Annotated in this window: 16 protein-coding genes; 7 read left to right on the forward strand and 9 right to left on the reverse strand. The window is 72.4% G+C overall.

The window, feature by feature from the left end:
• Positions 1-52: 52 nt before the first annotated feature.
• From TNCT6_RS04865 to TNCT6_RS04890, 5 genes are all read right to left on the reverse strand, one after another.
• The gene (locus TNCT6_RS04865; RefSeq protein WP_141356917.1) at positions 53-448 is read right to left on the reverse strand and encodes a ribonuclease domain-containing protein; all 396 of its coding nucleotides are present in this window, start codon (positions 446-448) and stop codon (positions 53-55) included.
• Positions 449-754: 306 nt separating this feature from the next.
• Positions 755-1,870, reverse strand: a complete 1,116-nt coding sequence (gene alc, locus TNCT6_RS04875; RefSeq protein WP_141356918.1) for an allantoicase — start codon at positions 1,868-1,870, stop codon at positions 755-757.
• Positions 1,871-1,875: 5 nt separating this feature from the next.
• A complete protein-coding gene (allB, locus tag TNCT6_RS04880; RefSeq protein ID WP_141356919.1) occupies positions 1,876-3,222 on the reverse strand; it encodes an allantoinase AllB in 1,347 nt (448 codons plus the stop codon).
• 186 nt (positions 3,223-3,408) lie between these two features.
• Complete coding sequence (locus TNCT6_RS04885; protein ID WP_141356920.1) at positions 3,409-4,134, reverse strand: aspartate/glutamate racemase family protein; 726 nt, start codon at positions 4,132-4,134, stop codon at positions 3,409-3,411.
• A gap of 76 nt (positions 4,135-4,210) precedes the next feature.
• Positions 4,211-5,704, reverse strand: a complete 1,494-nt coding sequence (locus TNCT6_RS04890) for an NCS1 family nucleobase:cation symporter-1 (protein ID WP_141356921.1) — start codon at positions 5,702-5,704, stop codon at positions 4,211-4,213.
• Between the two features lie 237 nt (positions 5,705-5,941).
• Here TNCT6_RS04890 and TNCT6_RS04895 point away from each other — a divergent pair, with 237 nt between their 5' ends.
• Positions 5,942-6,745: an IclR family transcriptional regulator gene (locus tag TNCT6_RS04895; RefSeq protein ID WP_141356922.1), complete on the forward strand. Its 804-nt coding sequence runs from the start codon at positions 5,942-5,944 to the stop codon at positions 6,743-6,745.
• A gap of 244 nt (positions 6,746-6,989) precedes the next feature.
• Here TNCT6_RS04895 and TNCT6_RS04900 read toward each other — a convergent pair whose 3' ends face one another.
• Positions 6,990-7,709 carry an ABC transporter ATP-binding protein gene (locus tag TNCT6_RS04900; protein WP_141356923.1) on the reverse strand — a complete coding sequence of 240 codons (720 nt, stop codon included), beginning with the start codon at positions 7,707-7,709 and terminating at the stop codon, positions 6,990-6,992.
• Positions 7,706-8,740, reverse strand: coding sequence for an ABC transporter permease (locus TNCT6_RS04905; protein WP_141356925.1), 1,035 nt, complete (start codon positions 8,738-8,740; stop codon positions 7,706-7,708). The genes TNCT6_RS04900 and TNCT6_RS04905 overlap by 4 nt, the downstream gene beginning before the upstream one ends.
• 135 nt (positions 8,741-8,875) lie before the next feature.
• Here TNCT6_RS04905 and TNCT6_RS04910 point away from each other — a divergent pair, with 135 nt between their 5' ends.
• Together TNCT6_RS04910 and TNCT6_RS04915 are read left to right on the forward strand one after the other, a co-directional pair.
• A complete protein-coding gene (locus TNCT6_RS04910) occupies positions 8,876-10,060 on the forward strand; it encodes a sensor histidine kinase (protein WP_141356927.1) in 1,185 nt (394 codons plus the stop codon).
• Positions 10,057-10,695, forward strand: a complete 639-nt coding sequence (locus TNCT6_RS04915; protein ID WP_141356929.1) for a response regulator transcription factor — start codon at positions 10,057-10,059, stop codon at positions 10,693-10,695. Before TNCT6_RS04910 ends, TNCT6_RS04915 begins: the two co-directional genes overlap by 4 nt.
• A gap of 118 nt (positions 10,696-10,813) precedes the next feature.
• Here TNCT6_RS04915 and TNCT6_RS04920 read toward each other — a convergent pair whose 3' ends face one another.
• Entirely contained in the window at positions 10,814-11,128 is a 315-nt protein-coding gene (locus TNCT6_RS04920) for a DUF5955 family protein (protein ID WP_141356931.1), read from the reverse strand.
• A 192-nt stretch (positions 11,129-11,320) separates the two neighbouring features.
• On the opposite strand from TNCT6_RS04920, the gene TNCT6_RS04925 reads away from it, so the two are divergent.
• Together TNCT6_RS04925 and aceB are read left to right on the forward strand one after the other, a co-directional pair.
• A complete protein-coding gene (locus TNCT6_RS04925) occupies positions 11,321-11,920 on the forward strand; it encodes an NTP transferase domain-containing protein (RefSeq protein WP_141356933.1) in 600 nt (199 codons plus the stop codon).
• A 222-nt stretch (positions 11,921-12,142) separates the two neighbouring features.
• Positions 12,143-13,768: a malate synthase A gene (gene aceB, locus TNCT6_RS04930; RefSeq protein WP_141356935.1), complete on the forward strand. Its 1,626-nt coding sequence runs from the start codon at positions 12,143-12,145 to the stop codon at positions 13,766-13,768.
• Between the two features lie 139 nt (positions 13,769-13,907).
• Here aceB and TNCT6_RS04935 read toward each other — a convergent pair whose 3' ends face one another.
• The gene (locus TNCT6_RS04935; RefSeq protein ID WP_141356937.1) at positions 13,908-14,822 is read right to left on the reverse strand and encodes a HipA family kinase; all 915 of its coding nucleotides are present in this window, start codon (positions 14,820-14,822) and stop codon (positions 13,908-13,910) included.
• A 210-nt stretch (positions 14,823-15,032) separates the two neighbouring features.
• On the opposite strand from TNCT6_RS04935, the gene TNCT6_RS04940 reads away from it, so the two are divergent.
• Complete coding sequence (locus tag TNCT6_RS04940) at positions 15,033-15,203, forward strand: thiazolylpeptide-type bacteriocin (RefSeq protein WP_031128743.1); 171 nt, start codon at positions 15,033-15,035, stop codon at positions 15,201-15,203.
• Positions 15,204-15,750: 547 nt separating this feature from the next.
• Positions 15,751-17,661, forward strand: coding sequence for an AfsR/SARP family transcriptional regulator (locus TNCT6_RS04945; protein ID WP_141356939.1), 1,911 nt, complete (start codon positions 15,751-15,753; stop codon positions 17,659-17,661).
• Positions 17,662-17,701 lie beyond the last annotated feature (40 nt).

The following is a 17,701-nucleotide window of genomic DNA, read 5'->3' on the forward strand; positions in this document are numbered from 1 at the left end:
CCGGTGTGCGTGGAGGGTCCGCGAGGCGAGGGACGTGCGGTGGACTCGTGTGTCAGCAGCCGAAGTTGACGAGCCTGAACGTGACGTAGTGGTCCGCGGTGTAGTAGTCCTCCCGGGTCTTCTGGCCGGTGACTATGCGTCGGGCACCACGGTCGGGCGAGCCCGGGGTGACGACCGTGTACTCGTGGTAGTACCCGGTCGACTGCTTGGGCAGGACGCCCTCGCGGTTCTGGAAGACGGAGCCGTCCTGGGAGTACGGGTAGGGACCGCCCTTGTCGATCAGACGGAGCGTGTCGTACGCCTGGGAGGGCAGCGCGCTGTAGCAGATGCTGCCGACCGCGGTCGCGGCGGCGTCGGCCGGGGCGGCGGCGACGGTGCCACCGACCAGGAGGGCGGACAGGAGGGCGCCGGCAGCGCCGATGCGGGTGGTGCGTGGGGGGAATCTCATGCGCTCATCATGACGCGCGTAGACACTGGCATGTCAATGACAAGTCCGAGGAATTTACCGTCAAGTTCGATGAATTCGCGGGGAGTTAATCCAGGTCGGAACCGTACCGGGGGCGGTAGGTGCGGCGGCCGAGGAGGAAGGCGCCGGCACGGTCGAAGACCTCGGCCGTGAACCGGCCGAAGCCCTCGTCACCGGTCGGACCCCACCGGCCCCGAACCCCATCGGCACCCGAACTCATCGGCCCCCGCTGGGCGGGGCGTGCCGGTCCGTACGGCTACGGCCGGCCGCCCCGCGGGTACGGACGGGTCAGCCGCCCAGTTCCTGGTGACGGGCCGCCAGTGCGGCCGCGCCCTGCTCGGTCAGCGTGCCGAACAGACGGAGCCGGGAGATGCCTCCGTCCGGGAAGATGTCCACGCGCGCGTGCGTGCCGACGGCCGCCGCGGGCAGCACGAAGCGGTGGTTGGTGTCGGGCTGGAGACGGGTGCGCGGCAGGATCTCCGTCCACTCGCCGTCCTCCCCGTCCTTGACGGAGACCGACGCCCAGCCGGCGCTGTTGCCCTTGAGGTAGGCGGTGTCGATCTCCAGGGCGCGGATCTCGGTGTGCCCGGCGAGACGGTAGCTGATCCAGTCGTTGCCCTGGTCGCGGCGGCGGCGGGTCTCCCAGCCGTCGTCCATCTTGCGGGAACGGCCCGGCTGGATGGTGTTGGTGGCCGGCGAGTAGAAGAGGTTGGAGGCGTCCACGACGCTGCCGCCGTTCTCCAGCGCCACCACGTCGAAGGTGCCGAGCGCGGCCAGCCACGCGGGGTCGGGCACGACCTCGCCGTACACCCGCAGGCGCGCGACGCCGCCGTCGGGGTGCTGCTTGAGACGCAGGTGCGTGAAGCGCTGCTCGGCGTTCACCTCGAAGCCGTTGTCCGCGTGGCCGCCGACGGCGGTGCGCGGGACGAGGGTCGTCCACTTGACGTCGTCGGCGAGGAGTTCCTCGGGCGTGGGGGCGCCGTCGACCGAGGTGCCCTCGACGGAGACGGCCTGCGGGTAGTTGCCGCGGAAGTGGGCGGTGTCCACGACGATGCCGCGGACGACGCCGGGCGCGCCGAGCCGGATCAGCGCCCAGTCGTGGTCGTCCTCGGTGGGCCAGGGGTGCTCGGCCGAGACGCCGCGCCGGCGGCGGGTCTCCCAGCCGTCCATGACCTTGCCCTTGTGCCCGAAGTCCTCGGGGTCGAACTCGGCCCGCTCGGGCACCAGCAGGTTCTCGCGCTGGGCGAAGAACTCGTCGTTGGCGGCGATGACACCCGCGCCGAGCCGGCGGTCGGCCAGGTTGGCGTGCCTGGTGAAGGGGAAGTCGGCCGTACGGAAGTCGGCGTACGGGTCGCCGCCGCCGTAGGGGTTCGCGTCGCCGGTGAAGCTCAGGGTCGCCGTCACGGTGATCAGTTCGTCCTTTCCAGAAGTCGGCCGGTGGGTTCGGTGAAGTGGCCGTCGAGCGCAGGGCCGTAGATGCGCTCGCCGCGCAGCCAGGTGGATTTCACGACACCGCGCAGGGTCTTGCCCGCGTACGCGGTGATGCGGTTGCGGTGCTGGAGCGCGGCGGGGTCGACGGTGAAGGTCTCGTCGGTGGCCAGGACCGCGAAGTCGGCGTCCCGGCCGGGCGCGATGGCGCCCTTGCGGTCCAGACCGGCGAGGTTCGCGGTGCGTTCGGACATCCACCGGACCACGTCCTCGATGCCGTGGCCGCGCCGGGCCGCCTCGGTCCAGATGGCCGGCAGGCTCAGCTGGAGCGAGGATATGCCGCCCCAGGCGGTGGCGAAGTCGGCCGTCTTGAGGTCCACGGTGGACGGCGAGTGGTCGGTGACGACGCAGTCGATGGTGCCGTCGGCGAGCGCGGCCCACAGCAGGTCCTGGTTGGCGGCCTCGCGGATCGGCGGGCAGCACTTGAACTCGCTGGCCCCGTCGGGCACTTCCTCGGCGGTGAGGGTGAGGTAGTGCGGGCAGGTCTCGACGCTGAGGCGAACGCCCTCGCGCTTGGCGGCGGCGATCAGCGGCAGTGCGCCGGAGGACGACAGGTGCAGGATGTGGACCCGCGCGCCGAGCCGGCGGGCCAGGGCGATGAGCCCGTCGATGGCGCTGTCCTCGGAGACCTGGGGGCGGGTCTGCAGGAAGTCGGCGTACTTCGGACCGCTCAACCGGGGGGCGAGCCCGAGTTCGTGCGGGTCCTCCGCGTGCACGATGAGCAGCCCGCCGAAGCCCGCGATCTCCGCCATGGACGCGGTCAGCTGGTCGTGGTTCAGCTCCGGGAACTCGTCGACCCCGGACGGGGACAGGAAGCACTTGAAGCCGAAGACGCCCGCGTCGTGCAGCGGCCGCAGGTCCTTGACGTTGTCCGGGAGCGCGCCGCCCCAGAACCCGACGTCGATGTGGGCCTTGCTGCGGGCCACCTCCCGCTTGACGCGCAGGTTGTCGACGGTGGTCGTCGGCGGCAGCGAGTTGAGGGGCATGTCGACGAGGGTGGTGATGCCTCCGGCGGCGGCCGCCCGGGTGGCCGTCCAGAAGCCCTCCCAGTCGCTGCGCCCGGGGTCGTTCACATGGACATGGGTGTCGACGAGGCCGGGCAGCAGAGCGTCGTCACCGACGTCCTCAAGCCACGCTCCCGCCGGAACCTCGGCGTCGTGCGGCAGCACCGCCACGATCCGGCCGTCGGCGACGGTGACGGACGCGGGGCGCACGCCCTCGGGGGTGACGACGCGTGTGGAGCGCAGTACGAGCTGTACGTCGGGCAACGGACGCCCCTCCTCTGGTGCTGTTCCTCTATTCACTGTCACTCACCCGCAAGGCAAGCAATATTCCGGAGAGCGGAAACAAGTTTCCTGTAGACGGAGTCTTCATGGCCGAACCTCATGAGTCAAGACCTTCTTGGCGGAGCGGACCTCGTCGCGGCGGCCTGCGCGGGCCTCGTGCGACCTGCGTCAACGCGTGCGCGGGGGCCAGTTGACCATGCGCTTGGGCCGCGGCGGCGCGTATGTGCGCACCTTGGAGGTGGACAGGCCGAGCCGGACGAGGGACTCGGCGATCGTCACGGCGGCGGTCACGCCGTCGACGACCGGGACGCCGGTGCGCTCGACGACGCGCTCGGTGAGCCCGGACATGCCCCCGCAGCCGAGGCAGATCACCTCAGCCCGGTCCTCCTCCACCGCGCGGGCGGCCTGTTCGGCGATCGCGGCGACGGCGGCCTTCTCGTCCCGCTCCAGATCGAGCACGGCGAGCCCGCTGGCCCGCACGGAGGCGCACCGGGCGCTCAGCCCGGCGATGTGGAGGCGCTCCTCGATCAGCGGGACCGTGCGGTCCAGGCTGGTGACGACGGAGTAGGAGCGGCCGAGGAACTGGGCGGTGCTCGCGGCGGCCTCGGTGATGTCGACGACGGGTACGTCGAGCAGCTCCTGAAGGCCCTCGCGGCCGTGCTCGCCGTATCCGGCCTGGATCACGGCGTCGAAGGGTCCGGGATGGGCGCGGACGGCCTCCATCACGGCGATGGCGGCGAGGTAGCTCTCGTAGTTGCCCTCCACGGACTCCGCTCCGAAGGACGGGGTCAGCGGGACGATCTCGGTGCCGGGGGACGCCGCACCCGCCGCCTGTTCACCGATCGAGTCGGTGATGGACTGCGTGGTGTTGACGTTCACGACGAGGATGCGCATGGTTCGCTTTCTGGGTGGTCCTGCTGGACGGCTCGTTCGTGGCTGATCCACGGCTGGTTCGTGGCCGGTTCGCGGCTCATTCGGCGGCGACCGCGATGGCCTCGCCGTCCACGTCGTGGATCAGGGCGCCGCGGTCGGCGATGACCGTGTAGAAGACGGCGGCGAGGATGGCGCCGACGAACCAGGAGAAGCCGGCCACGGCGTGGAAGACCGGCACCAGGGCGAGGACGACGGCGATGGCCGCGGACGGCACGAAGGCCCAGACGGCCCGCGGGTTGTAGCCGCGGCGGTAGTGGTACTCGCCCTGCGCGTCCTCGGTGTAGAGGTCGGGCACGTTGATCCGGGCCCTGCGCAGCAGCCAGTAGTCCGCCATGATCACGCCGAAGAGGGGCCCGAGCAGGGCGCCGAGTCCGCCGAGGAAGTACTCCACCGCGATCGGGCTGTTGTAGAGGTTCCACGGCGTGATCACCAGGCCGGCGATCGCGCTCACGAGGCCGGCGCGGCGGAAGTTCAGCCGGTGCGGGAAGAGGTTGACCAGGGCGTAGATCGGTGCCACGAAGTTGGCCAGCAGGTTCACCGCGACGGTCAGGGCGATGAGGGCGAGCGAGGCCGCGGCCAGCAGGATCATGTTCGGGATGGTGCGGACGATGTCCGTGGGGCTGGTGATGATCTGCCCGTCGAGCTTGAACTGCGCGCCGCTGAGCACCGCCACGATGACGGCGAAGAAGAGCATGTTCACCGGGATGCCGATCACGTTGCCGCGGACGATGGAGGCGCGGCTCCTGGCCGACCGGGTGAAGTCGCAGAAGTTCAGTACGAAGGTGCCGTAGATCACCACCCACAGGGCGGCGCCCTGGAAGATGTGCAGCCACATCGCGCCGCCGGTGAGCGCGGCGCCGTCGGACAGGGAGATCGATCCGCCGGCCCGGAAGAACATCCAGGCGGCCAGGGCGGACATGGTGATCAGCGTGGTGGGCGCGGCGAAGGCCATGTAGCGCCGGATCATCTGCATGCCGTAGCTCACGATGAGCACCTGGAGCACCCAGAGGGCCATGAAGGTGAGCCAGCCGAGCAGGGTCTGGCCGAGCACGGAATGCGCCTGGAGCCGGCTCAGGCCGGGGAACAGGGCCACCAGCAGCGCGCTCAGGACGGCGGAGGCGAGGTAGGTCTGGATGCCGAACCAGGCGATGGCGACGGCGCCGCGGACGCCGGCCGGTATCTTCGCGCCCTTGATGCCGAAGGCGATGCGGCTCATGACGGGAAACGGGACGCCCGTCTTGTGTCCCATGAACCCGGACAGGGTGAGCAGCAGGAAGAGCAGGACGGAGGCGAGTGCGAAGGCGGCCAGGATGCCCCACACGTTCAGGCCGAGCGCGAACAGACCGATCGCGAAGGCGTAGTTTCCGAGGCTGTGCACATCGTTGGCCCAGAGCGTGAAGACGTTGTAGGCGCCCCAGCGGCGCCCTTCTTTCTTCGTGGGGGCGAGATCGTACGTGTACAGGCCGGAACTGGCTGTGTTGCCTGTGTTGCCGGTATCCACGGACGATCGGTCATCCACAGCAGGAGGCATAGGGGGCTCCCGGGGAGGGGAAAGTGGGGGAACGTTCGGTGTTTTCCACAGAACGGAAGTAAACTTCCGGTGGCCAGAACGTAGTTTTCACCGAGAGCACCGTCAAGAGCCCGACCGCAATGCAGACAAGGATATGGACAAACCCTTGCTGATCGGTAGGAACATCCCGTGACGGACCTCGGTAGGCATCCGACCAGGCCGGTAGCATGCGGCCACACCCGCAGAAAGGAATGCGACGTGCCGCCGTCAGACGAGCGCAAGTCCTCCGCCTCCGCCGGCCCCGCCGCCACCGGTGGGGTCCAGTCCCTCGAGCGTGCCTTCGACCTGCTCGAGCGGATGGCGGACGCCGGGGGCGAGGTGGGTCTGAGCGAGCTCTCCGCCGCGAGCGGTCTGCCGCTGCCCACCATCCACCGGCTGATGCGGACCCTGGTCGCCTGCGGCTATGTGCGGCAGCAGCCGAACCGGCGGTACTCGCTCGGTCCCCGCCTCATCCGCCTCGGCGAGTCCGCCTCGCGGCTGCTCGGCACTTGGGCGCGGCCGTACCTGGCACGGCTGGTGGAGGAGACCGGCGAGACCGCGAACATGGCACTGCTGGACGGGGACGAGATCGTCTACGTGGCGCAGGTGCCGTCCAAGCACTCCATGCGGATGTTCACCGAGGTGGGCCGCAGGGTGCTGCCGCACTCCACGGGCGTCGGCAAGGCCCTGCTGGCGCACACGTCCGACAACGAGGTGCGCGCGCTGCTGGCCCGCACCGGCATGCCGGCCGCCACGGACAAGACGATAACCACCCCGGACGGCTTCCTGGCGGCCCTGCAGGACGTCCGCCGGCTCGGCTACGCGGTCGACGACAACGAGCAGGAGATCGGGGTCCGCTGCCTCGCGGTCACCGTCCCCGACAGCCCCACCGCCGCGGCGATCTCCATCTCCGGCCCTGCGGGCCGGGTCACGGACACGGCGACGGAACGGATCGTCCCGGTCCTCCAGCAGGTGGCGAGAGAACTGTCCAAGGCCCTCGCCAGCTCGGGCCCGGCGGCCTGATTCCCGGCCCGCCGGCAGCCGGTCGGCGCATCCCGCCCACGGACGTGCGCGTCCCCGCCCGCGGGCGGGGACGCGCACGCAGTGACGGACCGCCGGCCGGGCGGCCCGAAGGGGCTGGGCCCCGGCCGGCCCCTGCCCCCGGCCCGCCCCTGCCCCCGGCCGGGGCCGGCACGCACCACCGGCCAACCGGCTCCACCCCGGCCGCCCCGGTTCCCGCCCCCCACCACCGGGCCGGCCGCCGCCCTCAGGCCCTTCCTCGTTCGCCCAGTCGGTGTCCCGAATCACCGGGGCGGTCGGCGGCTGGAGGGGCCAGCCGTCCGTCTCTCATCTCCCGCACCGCGTCCGCCGCGCCCAGGTGGGTGCGGTCGTGGGTGACGAGGACGGTCGCCGTGCCGCGGGCACGGGTGAGGCTGGTCAGCAGGTCGAGGACGGCCGCGCCGCGTTCGTGGTCGAGGGCGCTGGTGGGCTCGTCGACCAGGAGGACGGAAGGGTCGTTCATCAGCGCACGGGCGATGTTGACACGCTGGCGCTGACCGCCGGAGAGCTGGTGCGGGCGCCGGTGCGCCCGGTCGGCGAGGCCCACGGCGGCCAGGAGTTCGCGGACCCGGCCCGCCGCCGCCCGGCGGCCGTCCAGGCGGGCCATCACCTCCAGCTGCTCCGCCGCCGTCAGCGACGGCAGCAGGTTGGGCTGCTGGAAGACGATCCCGATGCCGCGGCGGCGCAGCACCGCCCGCTCCGCGGCGCTCAGCTCCCCGGTCGGCGTACCGTCCACGCATACGCGTCCGCTGTCCGGCGTGATCAGCGTGGCCGCGACCGCGAGCAGGCTGGACTTGCCCGAGCCGGACGGCCCGGCCACCGCCGTGACCGTGCCCGCGGGCACCTCCAGGCGTACCCGGTCCAGGGCGGTGAGCCTGCCGTCGCCGTCGGGATAGGTCAGGGTGATGTCGTCGAGGAGCAGGCTCATCGCACGCCTCCCAGCGCGGTCAGCGGGTCGACGGCGGTGATCCGCCGGACGGAGAGGCCGGCGCCCAGCACGCCCAGGGCGGCCATCACCGCGGCGGGCAGCAGGACGGTCGGCAGGTCGAGCACGAAGGGAATCGCGCCGCCCCGTACCAGGGCACCGGTCAGGGCCGCGAGCCCGGTGCCGAGCAGCGTCCCGGCGGCGAGCAGCACCGCGGCCTGTCCCAGCGCGTCGCGCAACAGGTGGCCGGTGGAGGCCCCGAGCGCCTTGAGTACGGCGATGTCGGGGGACCGCTGGATCGTCCACACCGTGAAGAACGCCCCGACGACCAGCGCGGAGATGGCGAACAGGAAACCGCGCATCAGTTGCAGCGAGCCGTTCTCGGCCTGGTAGGAGCCGATCGCGGTCAGCGCGTCGTCCTTGGCGAGGGTCTTCGTGCCGGCGCTCCGGTCCCCGGCCGGAACGTCGGCGCCCCGCGTGCGCAGCGCGATCACGGTCGCCCGGCCGCCGTCCCACGCCGTCCACACCACGGGCGTGTGGCTGTAGGAGGCACCGCCCGTCACGGCCGCCACGGTCCGGACGGCGGAGCCGAGACGGACCCGGTCCCCGGCGGCGACGCCGAGTGCGGACGCCGCCTCGGCGGAGAGCACGGCCCGCCCGGGCGCCACGCCGTCCGGTGAGATGCCGGCCGCCGGGCGTACGGCGAACACGGACACCGCCGCCGTACGGCTCCCGGCGGCCGCGTCGAGCGTGCGGATCGCGACCGGCTCCGCGTACGGGACGCGTTCCGCCCACCGCCGGACGGCCTCCGGCGGCAGCGAGGAACCGGTGAACGACACCGGCCGGCCGCCGGGTGGCGCGGCGAAGGCGAGGTGGTCGGCGGGCAGGCCCTTCACCGCCGAGACGTTCTCCTCGGCCAGCCCGGCGGTGAGCCCGGACAACAGCCCCACGAGCAGGGTGATCAGTGTGACCACGGCTCCCATCAGGGCGAACCGCCCCTTGGCGAAGCGCAGGTCTCTCCATGCGACGAACATGTCCTCCACCCTGCGCGGCACCGCCCCCGCCGGGCATCGCGCCGAGGCACGGCTGCCGCGGATCGAAGGACGCACCCGTCTTTCGAACTTTCGGTTGACCGGCGTCCCGCCCGGCCCGCCTACCCTGGACCCGTCATGGATGTCCGCACCCACTCTTCCGTCGTCGTCACCCTGCGCCTGTGCCTGTACGCGCTGTTCGCAGGCCTGCTGGCGCTCGCCGCGGTTCGCGCGCCGAGTCCTGCCACTGTGGTGGCGGCTCTCGGCACGGGCGCGGTGTTCGCCTGGGGTGTGCTGCGCCCGGCGGTGCAGCGCTCCCGGCGTGCGGCGGCGATGTGGCTGGCGGCGCTCGGCGTGGCCTGGCTGGTGCTGCTCGCGTTCTCTCCCGAGGCCCTGTGGGCGGCCTTCCCGCTGTACTTCCTGCAACTGCACCTGCTGCCGGTGCGCTGGAGCCTGCCCGCGGTCGCCGCGACCGCGGGCGCGGCCATCGTCGGTTTCATCGGGCACGGGGGGCAGATCACCGCGGGCGCGTTCATCGGCCCGCTGCTCGGCGCGGCGGTCGCCGTCGCCACGGTCCTCGGCTACGAGGCCCTGTACCGGGAGAGCGAGCGGCGCCGTGAGCTGATCGAGGAGCTGGTGGCCACCCGCGCCGAGCTGGCCGGCGCCGAGCGCACCGCCGGCACGCTGGCGGAGCGGGAGCGGCTGGCCCGGGAGATCCACGACACGCTCGCCCAGGGCCTGTCCAGCATCCAGCTGCTGCTGCGTGCCGCCCAGCGTGCGCTGCCCGACGGCTCCCCGGCCGCCGCGCACATCGAGCAGGCCCGCGCGACCGCGCAGGACAACCTCGCCGAGGCCCGCCGCTTCGTGCACGCGCTGACCCCGCCCGACCTGGAACGCGGCTCACTGGCCGGAGCCCTGGAACGGCTGTGCTCGGGCGTGGCCGCGCCGACCAAGGTCCGCTTCACGATGAGCGGCGCTCCGGCCGAGCTGCCCACCCCCTACGAGGTGGCGCTGCTCCGGATCGCCCAGTCGGCGCTCGGCAACACCCTGCGGCACGCCCGCGCCCACCGCGCGGAGATCACCCTGAGCTTCATGGACACGGCGGTGGCGTTGGACGTCGTCGACGACGGCGCGGGTTTCGATCCCGGCGCCGGGCACACCGCCGCACGGCCCGACCGGGCGGCGGACGGCGGTTTCGGGCTGCCCGCGATGCGCTCGCGGGCCGAGGCGCTGGGCGGGACGTTCGCCGTGGAGTCGGCGCCCGGCCAGGGCACCGCGGTGGCGGTCACGCTGCCGTACCCGGTCTCCGGGGGCGGCGCATGACGATCCGGCTGCTGCTGGCGGACGACCATCCCGTGGTCCGTGCGGGCCTGAAGGCGGTGCTGTCCGCCGAGCCCGACTTCGAGATCGCCGGGGAGGCGCCGACGGCGGAGCGCGCCGTGGAACTGGCCGCGGCGGGCGGTGTGGACGTGGTGTTGATGGATCTGCAGTTCGGCACGGGCGGCGCGCACGGTGCGGAGGCGACGGCGGCGATCACCGCCCGGCCCGGCGCCCCGCGCGTCCTGGTGCTGACCACGTACGACACCGACGCGGACATCCTCGCCGCGGTGGAGGCCGGTGCGGCGGGCTACCTCCTGAAGGACGCGCCGCCGCAGGAGCTGGCCGCCGCGGTGCGCACCGCCGCCTCCGGCCGCTCTGCCCTCGCGCCCGCGGTCGCCCACCGTCTGATGGACCGCATGCGCACGCCCGCGGCCGCGCTCAGCCGCCGCGAGCTGGAGGTGCTGGAACTGGTCCGCGACGGCCTGTCCAACCTTCAGATCAGCAAGCGCCTGTTCCTGAGCCAGGCCACGGTGAAGTCCCATCTGGTGCACATCTACGCCAAGTTGGGCGTCGAGTCGCGTACCGCGGCGGTGGCGGCGGCAACCGGGCAGGGCCTCATCCGGCGCCTGAGACCGTGACGGGCACGGACACGGACGGGCCCGCCGGCGCGGACACCGGGCCTCCGGGCACGGACGGGCCCGCCGGCGCGCACACCGGGCCTCCGGGCACGGACACCGGCCGGGACTGACGGGTCCGTCAACCGCGCGGCGGCTCCGCGAACAGGTCGACCGCGGTACGCACCTGGGACAGTCCGTGCGCCAGGGCGCTGACCGAGCCGATGGATCCGGCGATCAGCAGCAGGGAGCGGCGCAGCCGCGGGATCTCGGGAGTGCCGTGGGCGGCCATCGCGGCGAGGGCGGCCAGTTCGTCCTCGGCGATGGCACGGTCGGAGAACTCCGCCGGATGCGCGGCGAGTTCACGGCGCAGCCGGGCCACGGCGGTCCGCAGTTCCGTCACCCTGGGATCCTCTTTGCCGCCGGTCGCCGGCCGCCGGTCCAAGCTCCGCAACACAGCCCCTCCCCCTCGCACGCCGTCGTGCGCCGTCCCCTCCGTGGTCCCGTCGGACATCCCTGTCGAGCGGGTCGGGCGCCGGGGGACGCCGATCAGTAAACGCCACCAGGACCGGGGTGCGCCACCGCGGGGACCGAAATTCAGCCCCCGCACACGGGCTCGACGGTGGACGGTCCGCGGTATGCAGGACCCATGACACGCGCAGAGGACGAGATCGCGGGACTGGTGCTGGCCGCCGGCGGCGGGCGGCGGCTCGGCGGGCGGCCCAAGGCGCTGCTGGCGCACCGGGGCCGGCCGCTGGTGGAGCACGCGGTCGGGACCCTGCGGGCGGCCGGATGCGAACGGGTCCACGTGGTCCTGGGCGCGCGGTCGGCCGAGGTGCGGCGGCGCGCGGCACTGGCCGGCTGCGTGCTCGTGGAGAACCCGCGCTGGGAGCAGGGCATGGGCTCCTCGCTGCGGGCCGGGCTGGACTCCCTCGCCGGTACGGGGGCCCGCGCGGCCCTGGTCCTGCTCGTGGACCAGCCCGGTGTGAGCGCCGAGGCGGTGGCCCGGGTGCGGGCCGCGTACCGGGACGAGGGCTCGCTGGTCTCGGCCGCGTACGACGGCGTGCGCGGCCATCCGGTGCTGCTCGGGGCGGCCCACTGGGGCGGCGTCGCGGAGAGCGCGACCGGCGACCGGGGGGCACGCGCCTACCTGAGGGCGCACGAGAGATCGATCACCCTCGTCGAGTGCGGGGACGTGGCACGGGCGTACGACATCGACACCGAGGCCGACCTGGGCCACCTTGAGTGAGCGGGATGGCACCGAGCGCCACCTTCACTCGACTCGAAGAATCTCGACGTCAACACACCATTGAACTTCCACCATGAGGAAACTACTATCCACACTTCAGAAGCACTCGACCGCTCCTCGGGTGCGAAATGCCGCATTCATAGCCATTGGCATCCGGTGCCACGGCGTGGTGGCACCGAACGTGGTTCGCTGAAGAAGCTCCCCCGAAGGAAGTGACAGCTCATGTCCGCACCAGCGCCGTCCCCGCTGGCCATCGTCGACGCCGAGCCCCTGCCCCGGCAGGACGAGGTCCTCTCCGACGCGGCGCTCGCCTTCGTGGCCGAGCTGCACCGGCGGTTCACGCCGCGCCGCGACGAACTTCTCGCCCGCCGGGCGCGGCGCCGCGCCGAGATCGCCCGCACCTCCACGCTCGACTTCCTCCCGGAGACGGCCGCGATCCGCGCGGACGACTCCTGGAAGGTGGCCCCGGCTCCCGCGGCCCTGAACGACCGCCGGGTCGAGATCACCGGTCCCACCGACCGCAAGATGACCATCAACGCGCTCAACTCGGGTGCGAAGGTCTGGCTCGCCGACTTCGAGGACGCCTCCGCCCCGACCTGGGAGAACGTGGTCCTCGGCCAGCTCAACCTGATCGACGCCTACACCCGGAACATCGACTTCACGGACCCCGGATCCGGCAAGTCCTACGCGCTGCGCCCGAACGAGGAGCTCGCCACGGTCGTCATGCGCCCGCGCGGCTGGCACCTGGACGAGCGCCACCTCGTCGACGCGGACGGCACCCAGGTGCCGGGCGCCTTCGTCGACTTCGGCCTGTACTTCTTCCACAACGCGCAGCGTCTGCTCGACCTCGGCAAGGGCCCGTACTTCTACCTCCCGAAGACGGAGTCGCACCTGGAGGCGCGGCTGTGGAACGACGTGTTCGTCTTCGCCCAGGACTACGTCGGCGTCCCGCAGGGCACCGTGCGCGCCACCGTCCTGATCGAGACGATCACGGCCGCGTACGAGATGGAGGAGATCCTCTACGAACTGCGCGACCACGCCGCCGGACTGAACGCGGGCCGCTGGGACTACCTGTTCTCCATCGTCAAGAACTTCCGTGACGGCGGGGCCAAGTTCGTCCTGCCGGACCGCAACGCGGTCACGATGACGGCTCCGTTCATGCGCGCCTACACCGAACTCCTCGTGCGCACCTGCCACAAGCGCGGCGCGCACGCGATCGGCGGCATGGCGGCCTTCATCCCCTCCCGCCGGGACGCCGAGGTCAACAAGGTGGCCTTCGAGAAGGTCCGCGCCGACAAGGACCGCGAGGCCGGCGACGGCTTCGACGGTTCCTGGGTGGCCCACCCCGACCTGGTGCCGATCTGCCTGGAGTCCTTCGACAAGGTCCTCGGCGACAAGCCGAACCAGAAGGACCGGCTGCGTGAGGACGTGCACGTCGAGGCGGCCGACCTGATCGCGGTCGACTCCCTCGACGCCAAGCCGACGTACGCGGGACTGGTCAACGCCGTCCAGGTCGGCATCCGTTACATCGAGGCCTGGCTGCGCGGGCTGGGCGCGGTCGCGATCTTCAACCTGATGGAGGACGCGGCCACCGCGGAGATCTCCCGCTCGCAGATCTGGCAGTGGATCAACGCGGGCGTGGAGTTCGAGAACGGCGAGAAGGTCACGCCGGAGCTGGCCCGCGAGGTCGCCGCCGAGGAACTGGAGAACATCCGCAAGGAGATCGGCGACGAGGCCTTCGCCGTCGGCCACTGGCAGCAGGCCCACGACCTGCTGCTCCAGGTCTCCCTCGACGAGGACTACGCCGACTTCCTGACCCTGCCGGCCTACCAGCAGCTCGAGGGCTGACAACCGCACCACGCGAAGCGGCCCCGGAACCCTCCGGGGCCGCTTCGCGTCATGCCCCGGCTCACCCCAGGCCCACGGACCAGCCCCGCGCCGCGACCGGTCACCCCGGGCACACGGACCAGCCCCTCGCCGCGGCCGGTCATCCCAGGTGCACGGACCAGTCCCGCGCCGCGGCCGGTCTGCCGTGCAGGTCGGGGACGTGTTTGAGCCAGTCCGGCCGGCCCGCCCGGGTCCGCGCGGCCCGCCGGGACTCCTCCGCCGCCAGCTCCTCACGGGTGGGGAAGTCGGTGGGCAGCCAGGCCGGGGTGGCCTCGACGCGGGCGGCGAGGTAGTCGACGTAGGCGTGCCGGGCCTCGTCCGGGCCGGCGAAACCGGGCTCGTCGGCGAGCCAGGCGTCCGGCACCTCGGCGAGGACGGACCGCAGCAGCTCGCGGGTCACCCTGGGGGCCAGTTCGGCGTCGGCGGCCCGCACGTCCGGCGCGTACCGGCCCAGCGCGTGGTGGCGGAAGTCGTAGGTCTTTCCCGGTTCCGAGGCGTCCCAGCGGTGGTGGAAGACCAGGGCCGCGCCGTGGTCGATGAGCCACAGGCGCGGCGGCGCGGTGCCGAAGGTCGGCCACACCATCAGGTTCGAGCTGTGGACGGTGCGGTCCACGTTCACGGTCAGCGCGTCCAGCCAGACGATCCGGCCCGCCTCCACGGGGTCCACCGGGAAGTGCTCGGCGACCTCGGGGGTGAAGTCCACGGCGCCCGGCAGGTAGTCCATGCCGAGGTTCACGCCCGGGCTCGCGTCGAGCAGGTCGCGCACCTCCTGGTGGGGTTCGTGCGCGGCGAGCGCGGGGTCGAAGTGCACGAGGACCAGCTCGGGGAACCGCAGTCCGAGGGCGCGCGCCAGCTCACCCACGATCACCTCGGCGACCAGCGCCTTGCGGCCCTGCGCGGAGCCGGTGAACTTCACCACGTACGTGCCGAGGTCGTCGGCCTCGACGACTCCGGGTACGGAGCCACCGGACCGCAGCGGCGCTATGTAGCGGGTGGCGTGGACCTCAGTGAGCATCCTCCCAGGCTATACGGGGAGAATCCGGGGAGTTCCGACCGGCGAGCCGATCCCTCCGCGCGCCCCCGGTCGCCCGCTGGCGCCGCGCGCCAGCGGGATGCCAGCGGCAGACGTGCCGAACGGTGAGCGGGGGCCGCTGGAATGGTCCCGTACCCCACACGGCGGAGGCTGCCGGCCACGGCGGTCCGCCCCGACTCATCGGGAGGCACCATGAACAAGGACCTGAGCACCCTCGCGGACGAGATCCTCGAGCTCGAGGCCGAGACCTTCGAGATCTCCGACTACTCGGACGCCAGCGAGGTCGTGCTGGCCGGTTGCACGAGCACCAGCTCCACCTCGACCTCCAGCTCCACCTGCAGCACCACCTCCTGCTCCGCCTGAGCCCAGGTCCGGTGCCGCAGCGCCCGGTTCGCGCCTTCCCTCGTCAAGAGGCGGTCGCGAACCGGGCGTTCGCCGTGCCCGCGGACCGGTCGCACCGGCGCCCGGCGGCGCGCGGGCCGGCCCCGGGCCGTCCGGAGCGGGAGTGAATGCCGTGACAAGTTTTGGAGAACGTCATCCGTCAAACGCGCCTGCCTTCTCGGGAGCGTCCGCCCGGCGCGGGACACCGACAGGTCCGTGACCAGTAACGACGCTGTTTTCAAAGCATGTTGACGCATAGTCAGTGGCTGAAATTTGCCCCTTGAGCTTTTCTTGACCACCTCTTGACCCACGGTCTACGCCAGTAGACACTCACCACTGCCACAAGGCCGAATCGTTTCGTGAAGACGACTTCACACGTGCTCCGTCCCGCCCGCACCAGAGGTGAGATCAGGGTCCTGTGTGAGCCACCGCTCCCGGCAGGAGCGGCCATGGCGGCAGGACACCACTTCCCTGAAGGCGCCGTGGTGAGCCGGGCCGGCAGGTGTTCGACGGTCAACGGGGGAACTCGGTGCGTTTTCAGTTGCTCGGTCCGCTCAGCATCACCGACGGGCGTGACGTGGTCGTTCTTCCGCCGTCCAAACCGACGTCGCTGCTGGCGGCGCTGCTGGTCCGCCCCGGCGAGGTGGTCCCGACGGATCGTCTCCGGCAGGCCGTCTGGGGGGAGGCGCAGCCGGCGACGGCGAAAGCGGCCCTGCAGAGTTGCGTCCTGCGGTTGCGCCGCCTCTTCGCGAAGTACGACATAGAGGAGCAGTCGGTGGTCGCGGTCGCCGGGGGCTACCGCCTCCCGGCCGACGGCGACACCCTGGACCTGCTGCACTTCCGCAGCCTGGTGTCCAGGGCGGCCGGGGCCGGAGAGTCCGAACTCCCCTTGCTGCGCACGGCACTCGGCCTGTGGCGGGGACCGCTTCTCGCCAATGTCCCCTCCGCACTCATACACCGCGACGAGGTGCCCCGGCTGGTCGAGGAGCGCCTGCGCGTCCTGGAACGTGTCTGCGAGATCCAACTGGCCCGGGGACGATGCCGCGAGGTCCTGGTGGACCTCTGGGAGGCCACCCGGACCCACCCCGAGCACGAGGGATTCGCCGCCCAGTTGATGCGGGCGCTCTACCGGGTGGGACGGCAGATCGAGGCGCTGGCCGAATACCGGAGGATCAGGACGCATCTCCGGGACGAACTCGGCGTCGACCCGGGCGCGGAACTGCAGAGCCTGGAACTGGCCATCCTGCGCGGCGCCGAACCCCGTGACCCGGCCTTCGAGGCCACGCCGCTCACACTGACGCCGCACGGGGCACCCGCGGCGGGCGACGCCACGGCCGACGACCCCGCGGTGCAGCACGGGCGCACCGCTGCGGCCGGACCCGTCCCGCCCGGCGGCCACCTGTCCCCGGGTCCGGCCGACCCGCCCGGGCCCCGGCTGCCCCACGTCCCCGGCTTCACCGGGCGCACCGGTGAGACCGCCCACCTGGTGAGCCACCTGAGCGGCGGCGGCCGAAGCGCCGGTCGGGCGGACGCCGCCCCGGTGATCGCGGTGATCTCCGGAGGCCCCGGCATGGGCAAGACCGCGCTGGCCCTGCACGCCGCGCAGTTGGTGGCGGACCGGTACCCCGCGGGCGGCGTACTGCTGCGGCTGACCGGACCCGACGGTAGGCCACGGCCCGCCGACGAGGCGGCCGCCGAACTGCGCTCCCTGCTCCCCGCCGGCGCTTCCCGCGGATCGTGCCTGGTGATACTCGACGATGTCGTGCACCCGGACCAGGCACGCGGGCTGCTCGACGTGAGCGGCTGCGGCGCCGTCGTCGTCACCAGCCGTCTGGGACTGGCCGCCCTGGTCGCCACGCACGGCCCGGCGGTACTGCAGCTCGGCGCCCTGTCGCCGCAGGAGTCCCACGCGCTCCTCACCGCCGTCCTGGGTCATGAACGGGTGGCGGCCGAGGCCACGGCCGCACGAACCCTCACGGACACGTGCGGGCATGTCCCGCTGGCCCTGCGGATCGTCGCGGCCCGGCTGCTGACCCGGCCAAAGCTGCGCCTGGCGGACTACGCCGCCTGGGTGCGGCGGGACCTGCCCGCCCGGCTGGCCCTGCCCGACGACCCCCGGATGTCCGTTCCCCTGGCCCTCGACGGGGCCCTGGACCGGCTGCCCGCCCCGCTGGCCGACGCACACCTGCGCCTGGCACGACTGAACGGGCAGATCACCGGGCCGGCCGCGGCCGCCGCCCTCTCCGTCCCCGAGACACACGCCGAGGAACTGCTTGAGCGACTCCTCGACACCGGGCTCCTCGACGAGGAGCAGCCGGGGACGCTCCGGATGAACTCCCTGTTCCGCGCCCACGCGCTGCACAGGGCCGCCCGGACCGGCGACATCCCGCAGACCGTCGGCTCCCCGGCCCGCCGCGCGCTTCCGTCCGGAGCCACCTGACGGCCCCGGCGCCACCGCGCGGAACGCGGCCCGGCTCAGC

Source organism: Streptomyces sp. 6-11-2, assembly GCF_006540305.1.
Classification (GTDB): domain Bacteria; phylum Actinomycetota; class Actinomycetes; order Streptomycetales; family Streptomycetaceae; genus Streptomyces.